Source organism: Pseudomonas entomophila, assembly GCF_029478665.1.
GTDB classification, from domain to species: domain Bacteria; phylum Pseudomonadota; class Gammaproteobacteria; order Pseudomonadales; family Pseudomonadaceae; genus Aquipseudomonas; species Aquipseudomonas entomophila_F.
In genome coordinates this window covers 48,903-62,974 of sequence record NZ_JARPQB010000010.1, presented here as the reverse complement: position 1 = coordinate 62,974, position 14,072 = coordinate 48,903, and the positions used below count along the sequence as shown (strand labels likewise).

8 protein-coding genes are annotated in these 14,072 nt (G+C 64.6%); 7 read left to right on the top strand and 1 reads right to left on the bottom strand.

Annotated elements, in window-relative coordinates:
- Positions 1-24 precede the first annotated feature (24 nt).
- Positions 25-2,028 carry a BCCT family transporter gene (locus tag P5705_RS06850; RefSeq protein ID WP_277460125.1) on the bottom strand — a complete coding sequence of 668 codons (2,004 nt, stop codon included), beginning with the start codon at positions 2,026-2,028 and terminating at the stop codon, positions 25-27.
- Positions 2,029-2,506: 478 nt separating this feature from the next.
- On the opposite strand from P5705_RS06850, the gene betI reads away from it, so the two are divergent.
- From betI to trxC, 7 genes are all read left to right on the top strand, one after another.
- The gene (gene betI, locus P5705_RS06845) at positions 2,507-3,163 is read left to right on the top strand and encodes a transcriptional regulator BetI (protein ID WP_028688420.1); all 657 of its coding nucleotides are present in this window, start codon (positions 2,507-2,509) and stop codon (positions 3,161-3,163) included.
- 38 nt (positions 3,164-3,201) lie between these two features.
- The gene (gene betB, locus P5705_RS06840) at positions 3,202-4,674 is read left to right on the top strand and encodes a betaine-aldehyde dehydrogenase (protein WP_240063927.1); all 1,473 of its coding nucleotides are present in this window, start codon (positions 3,202-3,204) and stop codon (positions 4,672-4,674) included.
- Between the two features lie 77 nt (positions 4,675-4,751).
- Positions 4,752-6,449, top strand: a complete 1,698-nt coding sequence (betA, locus tag P5705_RS06835) for a choline dehydrogenase (protein WP_277460124.1) — start codon at positions 4,752-4,754, stop codon at positions 6,447-6,449.
- Between the two features lie 233 nt (positions 6,450-6,682).
- Positions 6,683-8,425, top strand: a complete 1,743-nt coding sequence (locus P5705_RS06830) for a potassium/proton antiporter (RefSeq protein ID WP_277460123.1) — start codon at positions 6,683-6,685, stop codon at positions 8,423-8,425.
- A 37-nt stretch (positions 8,426-8,462) separates the two neighbouring features.
- Positions 8,463-11,771: a mechanosensitive channel MscK gene (mscK, locus tag P5705_RS06825; RefSeq protein WP_277460122.1), complete on the top strand. Its 3,309-nt coding sequence runs from the start codon at positions 8,463-8,465 to the stop codon at positions 11,769-11,771.
- A gap of 156 nt (positions 11,772-11,927) precedes the next feature.
- Complete coding sequence (gene selO, locus P5705_RS06820; protein WP_277460121.1) at positions 11,928-13,388, top strand: protein adenylyltransferase SelO; 1,461 nt, start codon at positions 11,928-11,930, stop codon at positions 13,386-13,388.
- Positions 13,389-13,519: 131 nt separating this feature from the next.
- On the top strand, positions 13,520-13,954 hold the full coding sequence (gene trxC, locus P5705_RS06815; protein WP_277460120.1) for a thioredoxin TrxC: 435 nt from the start codon (positions 13,520-13,522) through the stop codon (positions 13,952-13,954).
- Positions 13,955-14,072 lie beyond the last annotated feature (118 nt).

Sequence of the window (14,072 nt, the reverse complement as noted above, 5' to 3'; positions counted from 1 at the left end):
GCCCTTGCCTGAGATCAGCCGTGATCAGCTGTACACACGCCCCAGCAACTGGCGGTGGCTTTCGAACTGATCCAGCACGTCACGCACGATCTGCTCGCGGGTGAAGCCCATCAGGTCGTATTCCTGGCTGCCGTCGTGGAGGTACACCTCGGCGCGGTAGAAGCGCTGCTGCACCTCCGGCTCGCCTTCGACCGGCGCTTCGCTTGGTGCGGCAAGGTAACCGTCCAGGCTGGCTTCGTAGACGAAGGGGTTGCCCTCTTCCATCATCACCCGCAGGCCCATCATGTTGCGCGACTGGCCAACACGGGTCTCTACTTCGAAGCCCAGGGTGCGCAGCTGCTCGGCGGCTTCTTTCAGCGCCGGGCTGACCTGCTTGTCCATGAAGCGCTGGACCACCGCTTGGGTCGGTTGCAGGTCCAGCTGGCTGAGGCGCTCGCTGAAGCCGCGACGGCCACGGGCGGCCAGCTCGGCACGCTCGCTCTCGACTGCGACGTCCTGCTTCATGGCCTTCATCAGACCGAACATGAACAGCACCAGGACCACCGAGAACGGCAGGCCGGCCAGTACCACCATGGTCTGCATGGCTTCGAAGTTACCGGCGAACAGCAGCCCGATAGTGACCAGGGTGATGACCACCGACCAGAACACCACCATCCAGTGCGGGGCGTCCTCGTCGACCTTGCCGCCCTTGCACGACAGGTTGGCCATCATCACCGCGCCGGAGTCGGCGGGGGTCAGGAACAGCACGAAGCCGACGAACACCGCCACACCGATGACGATCTTGGCGGCCGGGAAGAATTCCAGCAGTTGGTAGATCGACATCGACGGCTGTTCGAGCGCGGTCTTGCCCAGCTCCACCGCGCCCTGGTTGATCACCAGGTCCAATGCGGTGTTACCGAAGATCGACAGCCAGGCCAGGGTGAAGCCCAGCGGGATCAGCAGCACGCCGCTGACCAGCTGGCGCACGGTACGGCCCTTGGAGATACGGGCGATGAACATGCCGACGAACGGGCCCCAGGAGATCCACCAGGCCCAGTAGAACACGGTCCACAGGCCCAGCCAGCGCTCGGACTTGTCGTTGTCGCCTTCATAGACATACAGGTCGAAGGTCTTCAGCACGACACCGTTGAGGTAGTCACCGATGTTCTGCACGAAGCCGTTGAGCAGGTGCAGGGTGTTGCCGGCCAGCAGCACGAAGATCAGCAAGCCGCTGAACAGCAGGATGTTCAGGTTGGACAGGCGGCGGATGCCGTTCTCCACGCCCGACACCGCGGCCACGGTGGCAACGCCGGCCATGACCAGGATCACCACCAGCAGGTTGGTCTTGCTGTGGTCCATGCCGAACAGGTATTCCAGACCGGACGCCACCTGCATCGAACCAATGCCCAGGTTGGTCACCAGGCCCAGCAGGGTGACGAACATGCCGAAAATGTCCACGGCATGGCCCGCGCCGCCCTTGACCCAACGCTCACCCACCAGCGGGTACAGCGCCGAGCGCAGTGCCAGCGGCTGGTTGTGGCGGTAGGCGAAGTAACCCACGGCCAGGCCGACCAGGGCATAGATCGCCCAGCCGTGCAGGCCCCAGTGCAGGAAGGTCAGCTGCAGGCCCTGGCGCGCGGCCTCGAGGCTGGCTGGAGTGCCTTCCGGTGGGTTGAAGTAGTGGTCCAGCGGCTCGGAGGCGCCGAAGTACAGCAGCGAGATACCGATACCGGAGGAGAACAGCATGCCGGCCCAGGCGCCGTAGCTGAAGTCGGGGGTGTCGTCCTTGCCGCCCAGCTTGAGCTTGCCGAAGTCGGAGAAGGCCAGGTAGACGACGAACAGCAGGTAACCGCAGATCACCAGCATGTAGTACCAGCCGAAGGTACGGGTCAGCCATTTCTGGGCGACGCCCAGCACCTGGCCGGCGGTTTCGGGTACAGCGATCAGCAAGGCAGTCAGAACGAGGATCATCAGCGCCGAGGTGATGAACACCACGCGATTGACCCGTACCCGCTCGGCGGGAGGCTTTGTCAGGGAAGCAGAACTCATTGCTCGAATGCTCCGGGCAGTGCGGCAGTGGAGGCTAAACAGTTATTTCCCACGCAATTGGTGCAATAGCCCTACTGCGCAAGGTGTTATAAAAGCACCCTGGAAACCGTGATCCCGAATCGAAACGCTGCAAAAAAAACAGACCGGCCGCCTGTCGCCTTGCCACGCACTCAGCAGAAGGTGCGCGCATTCGCCACAGACCACCTGGCCCGCTCCAAGGGCCGACCGCGCAGTCCATGACCGCTCGGCAGAATCTGTCCTTTGCATCGCTCATGCCCGTCAACGCCTTGTATTCCGGGGGTTACACGATTTCCTGGGGTGTCGATTCGTGTCCTCTTGACCGTCCTGAAAACTGTCAATGGCACAAATTGTCGCAGAGCTTATTCTTTATTGATTGAACGTTCAATCAAAACAAAATAGACTGGCCTCGCCGAGGCAGCCGCTCGTCGTCTGCCCGCAGGCCTGAGGAGATAGCAAGATGCCCAAGGTCGGTATGCAACCCATCCGCCGCCAGCAGTTGATCGAAGCCACGTTACAGGCGGTCGATCAGGTCGGACTGGGCGATGCCAGCATTGCGCTGATTGCCCGTTTGGCCGGTGTGTCGAACGGCATCATCAGTCACTACTTTCAGGACAAGAACGGCCTGATCGCAGCGACGATGCGCCACATCATGAACATGCTCAACGAGGGTGTGATCGCGCGTCGTCAGGCACTCACGGACGACAGCCCGCGTGCCCACCTCAAGGTGATCATCGAAGGCAACTTCGATGCCAGCCAGGTGAATGGCCCGGCAATGAAAACCTGGCTGGCCTTCTGGGCCTCCAGCATGCACCAGCCGTCTTTGCACAGGTTGCAGCGGATCAACGATCACCGCCTGTATTCCAACCTGTGCTGCCAGTTCCGCCGCGTCCTGCCGCTCTACCATGCGCGCAAGGCCGCCCGCGGGCTGGCAGCCTTGATCGACGGCCTGTGGTTGCGTGGCGCCCTGTCGGGGGATGCATTCGACACCGACCAGGCGATACGCATCGCTTACGAATACATGGATCTACAACTGGCTAAACAGCAGTCCCTGGGCACAACCGACCAGGCCTCTGAACAGCCGCGCGCAGCGACCAGCCAACCGGCAGGAGCGTGACGCGGCAGCCAACCACACACTGCACTTGCGAGGACACTATGGCCCGTTTCGGAACGCAAAAACTCTACATTGATGGCGCTTACGTCGACGCTGGCAGCGACGCCACCTTCGAAGCCATCAACCCGGCCACCGGCGAAGTCCTCGCCCATGTGCAGCGCGCGACCCAAGCCGACGTCGAAAAAGCCGTCGAAAGCGCCGAACGCGGCCAGAAAGTCTGGGCCGCGATGACCGCCATGCAGCGTTCGCGCATCCTGCGTCGCGCCGTCGACATCCTGCGTGAGCGCAACGACGAGCTGGCCATGCTGGAAACCCTGGACACCGGCAAGTCGTACTCGGAAACCCGCTACGTCGACATCGTCACCGGCGCCGACGTGCTCGAGTACTACGCTGGCCTGGTACCGGCCATCGAAGGTGAGCAGATCCCGCTGCGCGAATCGTCCTTCGTCTACACCCGCCGCGAGCCGCTGGGCGTGACCGCCGGTATCGGCGCCTGGAACTACCCGATCCAGATCGCCCTGTGGAAATCCGCCCCGGCCCTGGCCGCCGGCAACGCGATGATCTTCAAGCCGTCGGAAGTCACCTCGCTGACCACCCTGAAACTGGCCGAGATCTTCACCGAAGCCGGCCTGCCGAACGGCGTGTTCAACGTCCTGACCGGCAGCGGCCGCGAAGTCGGCACCTGGCTGACCGAGCACCCGCGCATCGAGAAAGTCTCCTTCACCGGCGGCACCACCACCGGCAAGAAAGTCATGGCCAGCGCCTCCAGCTCGTCGCTGAAGGAAGTGACCATGGAACTGGGCGGCAAGTCGCCGCTGATCATCTGCGACGACGCCGACCTGGACAAGGCCGCCGACATCGCCATGATGGCCAACTTCTACAGCTCCGGCCAGGTCTGCACCAACGGCACCCGCGTGTTCGTACCGGCGTCGATGAAAGCCGCCTTCGAAGCCAAGATCGCCGAGCGCGTCGCCCGCATCCGTGCCGGCAACCCGGAAGACGAGAACACCAACTTCGGCCCGCTGGTCAGCTTCCAGCACATGGAAAGCGTGCTGGGCTACATCGCCAAGGGTAAAGAAGAAGGCGCCCGCGTTCTGTGCGGTGGTGAGCGTCTGACTGCCGGTGATTTCGCCAAGGGCGCCTTCGTGGCCCCGACCGTGTTCACCGACTGCACCGACGACATGACCATCGTCAAGGAAGAGATCTTCGGCCCGGTGATGAGCATCCTCACCTACGAAACCGAAGAAGAAGTCATCCGCCGCGCCAACGACACCGAGTACGGCCTGGCCGCTGGCGTGTGCACCAACGACATCAGCCGCGCCCACCGCATCATCCACAAGCTCGAAGCGGGCATCTGCTGGATCAACGCCTGGGGCGAGTCGCCGGCAGAGATGCCGGTTGGCGGCTACAAACAGTCGGGCGTCGGCCGTGAAAACGGCGTCAGCTCGCTGGCTCAATACACTCGCATCAAGTCGGTCCAGGTCGAGCTGGGCGGCTACAACTCGGTTTTCTAAACCCTGTCTAGCCACGCCCGTGCCTTCGCGCACGGGCGTTTCCGCTCCCTGATCACCGCCAACACGAGGGTACTTTCATGTCCAAAGAATTCGACTACATCATCGTCGGTGCCGGCTCGGCCGGTAACACCCTGGCCACCCGCCTGACCGAAGACGCCAGCGTCTCCGTGCTGCTGCTGGAAGCCGGTGGCCCCGACTACCGCTTCGACTTCCGCACCCAGATGCCAGCCGCCCTGGCCTTCCCGCTGCAGGGCCGCCGCTACAACTGGGCCTACGAGACCGACCCGGAGCCGTTCATGGACGGCCGCCGCATGGAATGTGGCCGCGGCAAGGGCCTGGGTGGCTCCTCGCTGATCAACGGCATGTGCTACATCCGTGGTAACGCCATGGACTTCGACGGCTGGGCGGAACAGCCAGGCCTGGACGACTGGACCTACCTGGACTGCCTGCCGTACTTCCGCAAAGCGGAAACCCGCGACATCGGCCCCAACGACTACCACGGCGGCGAAGGCCCGGTCAGCGTGGCCACGCCGAAAGCCGGCAACAACCCGCTGTTCCACGCCATGGTCGAAGCCGGCGTGCAGGCCGGCTACCCACGCACCGAAGACCTCAACGGCTACCAGCAGGAAGGCTTCGGCCCGATGGACCGTTCGGTCACCAAGAAAGGCCGTCGCTCCAGCACCGCCCGCGGCTACCTGGACCAGGCCAAGAAGCGCCCGAACCTGACCATCGTCACTCACGCCCTGAGCGACCGCGTGCTGTTCGACGGCAAGCGCGCCGTTGGCGTGACCTACCTGGTGGGTGACAGCGAAGAGCGCGTCGAAGCCCGCGCCCGCAAGGAAGTCATCGTATCCTCCGGCGCCATCGCTTCGCCGCAGCTGCTGCAGCGTTCCGGCGTCGGCCCGCGCGCCCTGCTGGAAAGCCTCGACATCCCGGTGGTCCACGACCTGCCGGGCGTCGGCGAGAACCTGCAGGACCACCTGGAGCTGTACCTGCAGTACGCCTGCACCCAGCCGGTGTCGCTGTACCCGTCGCTGCTGTGGTGGAACCAGCCGAAAATCGGTGCCGAGTGGCTGTTCAACGGCACCGGTATCGGCGCCAGCAACCAGTTCGAGGCCGGTGGTTTCATCCGCACCCGTCCTGAGTTCAAGTGGCCGAACATCCAGTACCACTTCCTGCCGGTCGCCATTAACTACAACGGCTCCAACGGCGTGAAAGAGCACGGCTTCCAGGCGCACATGGGCTCCATGCGCTCGCCGGCCCGTGGTCGCATCCAGGCCAAGTCGAAAGACCCACGCCAGCACCCAAGCATCCTGTTCAACTACATGTCCACCGAGCAGGACTGGCAGGAATTCCGCGACGGCATCCGCCTGACCCGTGAAATCATGGCCCAGCCGGCGCTGGACGCGTTCCGTGGTCGCGAGATCAGCCCAGGTGCCCATGTGCAAACCGACGAAGAACTGGACAAGTTCATCCGCGAGCACGCCGAAACCGCCTTCCACCCGTCCTGCTCGTGCAAGATGGGCACCGACGACATGGCGGTGGTCGACGGCGAAGGCCGCGTGCACGGCATGCAGGGCCTGCGTGTGGTCGACGCGTCGATCATGCCGCTGATCATCACCGGCAACCTGAACGCCACCACGATCATGATCGCCGAGAAGATCTCGGACAAGATCCGTGGCCGCAAGCCGCTGCCGCGCAGCACCGCCAAGTACTACGTGGCGGGCGATGCACCGGTGAAGGGCAAGGCGCTGCGTGAAGTGAAGCAGGGTTGAACCCTGCACCGGCTCGATCGCGGATAAATCCGCTCCTACAGACTGTAGGAGCGGATTTATCCGCGAAGGGCCAGCACTGAGCACCGCAAGAAAAGGCACCTCTCGAGGTGCCTTTTTTCATATGCGGAAACGCTTTACAGCCTGCCAATTCATCAGGTTAGAATCGATTGGCACGCGACCTGCTAGTTCACGCAGCTGGTCCCTTTTCTCTGCGATGTCCCGGAGTACCGCCTTTGGATGCGAGCACCATCAACAGCCTGTTCCTGATCGGCGCTTTGCTGGTGGGGGCAAGTATCCTGGTCAGCTCGCTGTCATCGCGCCTGGGCATCCCTATTCTGGTCATCATCCTCGCCGTCGGCATGCTCGCCGGAGTCGACGGTGGCGGCATCATTTTCAACAACTACCCGACCGCCTACCTGGTGGGCAACCTGGCGCTGGCGGTGATCCTGCTCGACGGCGGCTTGCGCACGCGGGTGGCGAGTTTCCGCGTGGCCCTGTGGCCGGCATTGTCGCTGGCCACCGTGGGCGTACTGATCACCACCGGGCTGACCGGCATGGTCGCCGCCTGGTTGTTCGACCTGAGCCTGATCCAGGGCCTGTTGATCGGCGCCATCGTCGGCTCCACCGACGCCGCGGCGGTGTTCTCGCTGCTCGGCGGCAAGGGCCTGAACGAGCGGGTCACCGCCACGCTGGAGATCGAGTCAGGCAGCAACGACCCCATGGCGGTGTTCCTCACCGTCACGCTCATCGACATGATCGCCAGCGGCCAGACCGGCCTGCACTGGAGCCTGCTCACCCACCTGCTGCGCGAGTTCGGTATCGGCGGGCTGATGGGCCTGGGCGGCGGCTGGCTGATGCTGCAACTGGTCAACCGCATCAAACTGGCCGGCGGCCTGTACCCGATCCTGGTGGTGGCTGGCGGCCTGGTGGTGTTCTCCCTGACCAACGCCCTGCACGGCAGCGGCTTCCTCGCCGTGTACCTGTGCGGCCTGGTGCTGGGCAACAAGCCGATCCGCAGCCGCCATGGCATCCTGCACATGCTCGACGGCATGGCCTGGCTGGCGCAGATCGGCATGTTCCTGGTGCTGGGCCTGCTGGTCACGCCCCACGACCTGCTGCCCATCGCCCTGCCGGCGCTGGGCCTGGCGCTGTGGATGATCCTGTTCGCCCGACCACTGTCGGTGGTCGCCGCCCTGCTGCCGTTCAAGGCCTTCCATGGCCGCGAGAAGGGCTTCATCAGTTGGGTTGGCCTGCGCGGCGCGGTACCGATCATCCTGGCAGTGTTCCCGCTGATGGCCGGCCTGCCGGACGCCCAGCTGTTCTTCAACCTGGCGTTCTTCATCGTGCTGGTGTCGCTGCTGGTGCAAGGCACCAGCCTGCCGTGGATGGCCAAGCTGCTGAAGGTTACCGTGCCTCCGGATCCGGCACCGATTTCCCGCTCCGCGCTTGAAGTGCATGTCACCAGCGAGTGGGAGTTGTTCGTCTATCGCCTGGGCGCCGAGAAGTGGTGCATCGGCGCGGCCCTGCGGGAGCTGAAGATGCCCGAGGGCACGCGTATCGCCGCGTTGTTCCGCAAAGAGCAACTGCTGCACCCCTCCGGGAGCACCGTGCTGGAAGTCGGCGACATGCTCTGCGTGATCGGTCACGAACACAACCTGCCGGCCCTGGGCAAGCTGTTCAGCCAGGCGCCACAACGTGGCCTGGACCTGCGCTTCTTCGGCGACTTTGTCCTCGAAGGTGACGCCGAGCTTGGCGCGGTGGCCGCGCTGTACGGCCTGAAACTCGACGGCCTGGACGCGAAAATGCCGCTGGCGCAGTTCATCCGACAGAAGGTCGGAGGCGCGCCAGTAGTAGGCGACCAGATCGAATGGCACGGCACAATCTGGACCGTCGCGGTCATGGACGGGAACAAGATCCAGAAAGTCGGCGTCAGATTCCCCGAAGGTACTCGACCCGGCCCTGGGCTGTTCCTCTAAACTCCGTTCTCTGCCTTGGTTTGCAAGTAGTCTGCCTATGTCCCTGCGCGTGCATTTGCGCACAGCCCTCATCGGGTTGTGCTTCGCCCTCTCGTTCGCCGCCACGGCCGCCGAGACCCCGACCACCGCCAGTATCCAGAACAGCCTCGACAAGATCGCCGAGCGCAAGCTGCCCGAAACCGAGCAGAAAGCCCTGCAGCAGGTGCTGGAGCAAACCCTGGCCCTGCTCGCCAACAAGGACGACAGCGAGAAGAAGCTGGCCGCCCTCAAGCAGCAGCTGGCCGACGCCCCGCAGCAGACCCGCGACAGCCAGCGTGAACTGGCCAAGCTCAAGGACAGCAAGGCGCCGCCCGTGGCCCAGCGCTTCGCCAACCTGGGCGTACCGCAACTGGAGCAGATGCTCAGCGAGCGCAGCACACAGCAAGGCGAGCTGCAGAAGGCGCTGTCCGAGGCCAACAGCCTGATCATCAACTCGCAGACCCGCCCTGAGCGGGCCCAGGCCGAGATCAGCAACAACCAGACCCGCGCCCAGCAGATCAACAACGCCCTCAAGGCCGGCAAGGACAACGGCAAGCCCCTCAACACCGACCAGCGCAACCAGCTCAACGCCGAGCTCGCCTCGCTCAACGCCCTCACCCTGCTGCGCCGCCAGGAACTGGCCGGCAACAGCCTGCTGCAGGACCTGGGCAATGCCCAGCACGACCTGCTGATCGAGCGCGCCACCCGCCTGGAGCAAGAAATCCAGGACCTGCAGACGCTGATCAACGACAAGCGCCTGGCCCAGTCCCAGCAGGCCGTTACCCAGCAGTCGATCGAAGCGCAGAAGGCCGGCGGCAGCACGCTGCTGGCCAACGAAAGCTCGGCCAACCTCAAGCTGTCCGACTACCTGCTCAAGAGTACCGACCGCCTCAACGAGCTCACGCAACAGAACCTGCGCACCAAGCAGCAACTCGACAGCCTCACCCAGGCCGACCAGGCCTTGGACGAGCAGATCAACGTACTCAAGGGCAGCCTGCTGCTGTCGAAGATCCTCTACAAGCAGAAGCAGGCCCTGCCACACCTGAAAGTCGACCGCGACCTGGCCGACCAGATCGCCGACATCCGCCTGTACCAGTTCGAGATCAACCAGCAGCGCGAGCAGATGAGCAGCCCGTCCAGCTACGTGGATCGGCTGCTGGCCAGCCAGCCCCAGGAAGATGTCACCCCAGCGCTGCGCAAAGCCTTGCTGGAGGTGGCGATTACCCGTGCAGACCTGCTCGAGCGACTTAACCGCGAACTCTCGGCGCTGCTCAACGAATCGATCACCCTGCAACTGAACCAGAAGCAGTTGCTGGGTACCGCGCAGAACCTGCGCACCACCCTTGAAGAACAGATGTTCTGGATCCCCAGCAACAAGCCGCTGGACTGGGAGTGGCTGCGCTACGTGCCCGAGCGCCTGGCCGAGCAGGTCGCCAGCCTGCCTTGGGGCTCGGGGGTCAAGGAACTGGGCGATGGCCTGAGCCAACGCCCGTTGCTGTTCCTGCCCTTGCTGCTGGTGATCGGCGCGTTGCTATGGCGGCGCAAGTACCTGTACCAGCGCCTGGGCAAGGTTCATCAGGACATCGGCCACTTCAAGCGCGACAGCCAGTGGCACACGCCCCAGGCGATCCTGATCAACATCCTCCTGGCCATGCCGGTGGCCCTGGCCCTGGCCCTGGGCAGCTACGCGCTGCAGATCGACGCCCGCGGCCAGAACGCCAACCTGGGCGCCGCGCTGTGGCAGATCGCCCAGGCGTGGCTGGTGTTCTACACCGCCTACCGCATCCTCGCCCCCGGTGGCGTGGCGGAGATCCACTTCCGCTGGCACAAGCCCCAGGTCGAGTTCCTGCGCGGCTGGGTGCGCCGCCTGGGCACCGTGGTGCTGGCCCTGGTGGGCGTGGTGGCGGTGGCCGAGCACCAGCCATCGGCGCTGGCCGACGACGTGCTGGGCATCGGCGTGGTGCTGACCTGCTATGCGCTGATGGCCTGGCTGCTCAGCCGCCTGCTGCTGAGCAGCCCGGCGCACCGCAACACCTCGCTGTTCCGCAAGGCGGTCGGGGTGGCCTTCACCGCCCTGCCCATCGCCCTGTTCGTGGCCGTGTGCTTCGGCTACTACTACACCGCCCTCAAGCTCACCGACCGGCTGATCTACACCCTTTACCTGCTGCTGTTCTGGCTGGTGATCGAGGCCGCGTTCGTGCGTGGCCTGTCGGTGGCGGCACGGCGCCTGGCCTACCAGCGTGCCCTGAGCAAGCGCCAGGCGGCCAAGGAAGGGCTGGACGGCGAAGTGGTGGCCGAAGAACCGACCCTGGACATCGAGCAGGTCAACCAGCAGTCCCTGCGCCTGATCCGCCTGGCCCTGCTGGGTGGTTTCATTGCCGGCCTGTACTGGGTGTGGGCGGACCTGATCAGCGTGTTCTCCTACCTCAACAACTTCACCCTCTACGAATACACCAGCGGCACCGGCGCCGCCGCCAGCATGGTGCCGATCAGCCTCGGCGACCTGCTCGGCGCGCTGGTGATCGTCGGCATCACCTTCGCCCTGGCCGGTAACCTGCCGGGCCTGCTGGAGGTGCTGGTGCTGTCGCGCCTGAACCTGGCCCAGGGCAGCGCCTACGCCACCACCACATTGCTGTCGTACACCATTGTCGGCGTTGGTATCGTCAGCACCCTGTCGACCCTTGGTGTCAGCTGGGACAAGCTGCAGTGGCTGGTGGCGGCACTGTCGGTGGGCCTGGGCTTCGGTATGCAGGAGATCTTCGCCAACTTCATCTCCGGCATCATGATCCTGTTCGAGCGCCCGGTGCGCATCGGCGACACCATCACCATCGGCAACCTGTCCGGCACGGTGAGCAAGATCCGCATTCGCGCCACCACCATCACCGACTTCGACCGCAAGGACATCATCGTCCCCAACAAGACCTTCATCACCGGCCAGCTGATCAACTGGTCGCTGACCGACACGGTTACCCGGGTGACGCTCAAGCTGGGGATCGACTACGGCTCGGACCTGGACCTGGTGCGCGATATCCTGCTCAAGGGCGCCCACGACAACCCACGGGTGCTGAAAGACCCCGAGCCACTCGTGTACTTCCTCAACTTCGGCGAGAGCTCGCTGGACCACGAGTTGCGCATGCACGTGCGCGACCTGGGCGACCGCAACCCGACCCTGGACGAGTTGAACCGCTACATCAACCGCGAATTCAAGGCGCACGACATCAAGATCTCGGTGCGCCAGGTGGAGGTGTTCCTGATGGACCAGAAGGGCGGCAAGCAGCAACTGATCCCGATGGAGCAGCCGAAGCCGGATGGCACGGCGTCGGCCTGAGAACGCCCGAATACTTTATCCTGTGCACATTCGCTGCGAGGGCTTTGCCCTCGTTCGCCGGCAAACCGGCTCCTACACCGCCCACCTGTAGGAGCCGGCTTGCCGGCGAAGGGCCGCAAAGCGGCCTCATGGCACCGCCACCCAGGAGCAGGCCCCGTGAAGTCCCTCGACCAACTCGTCTTCGACAACCGCTTCGCCCGCCTCGGCGACGCCTTCTCCACCCAGGTCCTGCCCGACCCGATCACCGACCCGCGCCTGGTCGTGGCCAGCGAAGCGGCCATGGCCCTGCTCGACCTCGACCCGGCCCAGGCCGACCTGCCGGTGTTCGCCGAGCTGTTCAGCGGCCACAAGCTCTGGGACGAGGCCGACCCGCGCGCCATGGTCTATTCCGGCCACCAGTTCGGCTCCTACAACCCGCGCCTGGGCGACGGCCGCGGCTTGCTGCTGGGCGAGGTGCGCAACGACGCCGGCGAGCACTGGGACCTGCACCTCAAGGGCGCCGGCCAGACGCCCTATTCACGCATGGGCGACGGTCGTGCCGTGCTGCGCTCGTCGATCCGCGAGTTCCTCGCCTCCGAGGCCCTGCACGCGCTCGGCATCCCCAGCAGCCGCGCGCTGTGCGTGATCGGCTCCAGCGCCACGGTGTGGCGCGAAACCCGCGAAACCGCCGCCATGCTGCTGCGCCTGGCCCACAGCCATGTACGCTTCGGCCACTTCGAGTACTTCTACTACACCCAGCAGCCGGAACAGCAACGCGTGCTGATCGACCATGTGCTCGAGCAGCACTTCCCCGAGTGTCGGGAAGCCGAACAGCCCTATCTTGCGATGTTCCGCACCATCGTCGAACGCAACGCCGAGCTGATCGCCCGCTGGCAGGCCTATGGCTTCTGCCACGGGGTGATGAACACCGACAACATGTCGATCCTGGGTATCACCTTCGACTTCGGCCCCTACGCCTTCCTCGACGACTTCGACGCCAACTTCATCTGCAACCATTCCGACGACCGGGGTCGCTACAGCTACGCCAACCAGGTACCGATCGCCCACTGGAACCTGAGTGCCCTGGCCCAGGCCCTGACCACGGTGATCGAGGTCGAGCCGCTTAAAGAGGCGCTGGGCTTGTTCCTGCCGCTGTACCAGGCGCACTACCTCGACCTGATGCGCCGCCGCCTGGGTTTGACCACGGCCGAAGACGACGACATGGCGCTGGTGGAGCGCCTGCTGCAGCGCATGCAGAGCGGCGGCGTGGACTACACACTGTTCTTCCGCAAGCTGGGCGAACGTCCGGTGGCAGAGGCATTGAAGGTGGTGCGTGACGACTTCGTCGACCTGGCCGGGTTCGATGCCTGGGGCGTCGAGTACCTGGCCCGTTGCGAGCGCGAACCCGGTAATGCCGAGGGCCGGCGCGAGCGGATGCAGGCGTTCAACCCGCTGTATGTGTTGCGCAACTACCTGGCGCAAAAAGCTATCGAAGCAGCCGAAGCGGGTGACTACAGTGAAGTGCGGCGCCTGCACCAGGTACTGAGCAAGCCGTTCGAGGAACAGCCCGGGATGCAGGCCTATGCCGAGCGGCCGCCGGAGTGGGGAAAGCACCTGGAGATCAGCTGCTCATCATGACCCCCTGGGCCGCTGCGCGGCCCTTTCGCGGCACAAGGCCGCTCCTACAAAAAGCACGCGAGGCCCTGTAGGAGCGGCCTTGTGCCGCGAAAGGGCTGCACAGCAGCCCCAACGATATCAAGGAGATAAAAATGTCCGCCCCCCTGGTAATCCCCTGCCCCCACTGCAACGGTCTCAACCGCCTGCCCACCGAGCGCCTGGGCGACAACCCGAAATGCGGTCGCTGCAAGCAAGAGGTGCTGCTCGCCCGCCCCTTTGAACTGACTGAAAGCACCTACGCCGCCCAGATCAAGGGCGACCTGCCGTTGCTGCTGGATGTCTGGGCCGACTGGTGCGGCCCGTGCAAGAGCTTCGCCCCGACCTTCGAACAGGCTGCGCGCCAGTTGGCCGGCCGCTGCCGCCTGGCCAAGCTCGACAGCGAGGCCAATCGCAACCTCGCCGGGCAGTTGGGCATCCGCTCGATCCCCAGCCTGATCCTGTTCAGGAATGGCCGCGAAGTAACACGCCAGGCCGGCGCTTTTCCTCTTCAGTCGCTGCTGGAGTGGTTGCGTGGCCAGGGTGTTTAGGTATTGCAACGTGCCGCACCTGTGAGGCCGTGGTTGCCAGCCTTGGCGCATGCCGTGAGTCTGGCGGGGCGGCGGCAGATGTAGGAGCGGATTCATCCGCGATGCGCCGCGCAGGCGG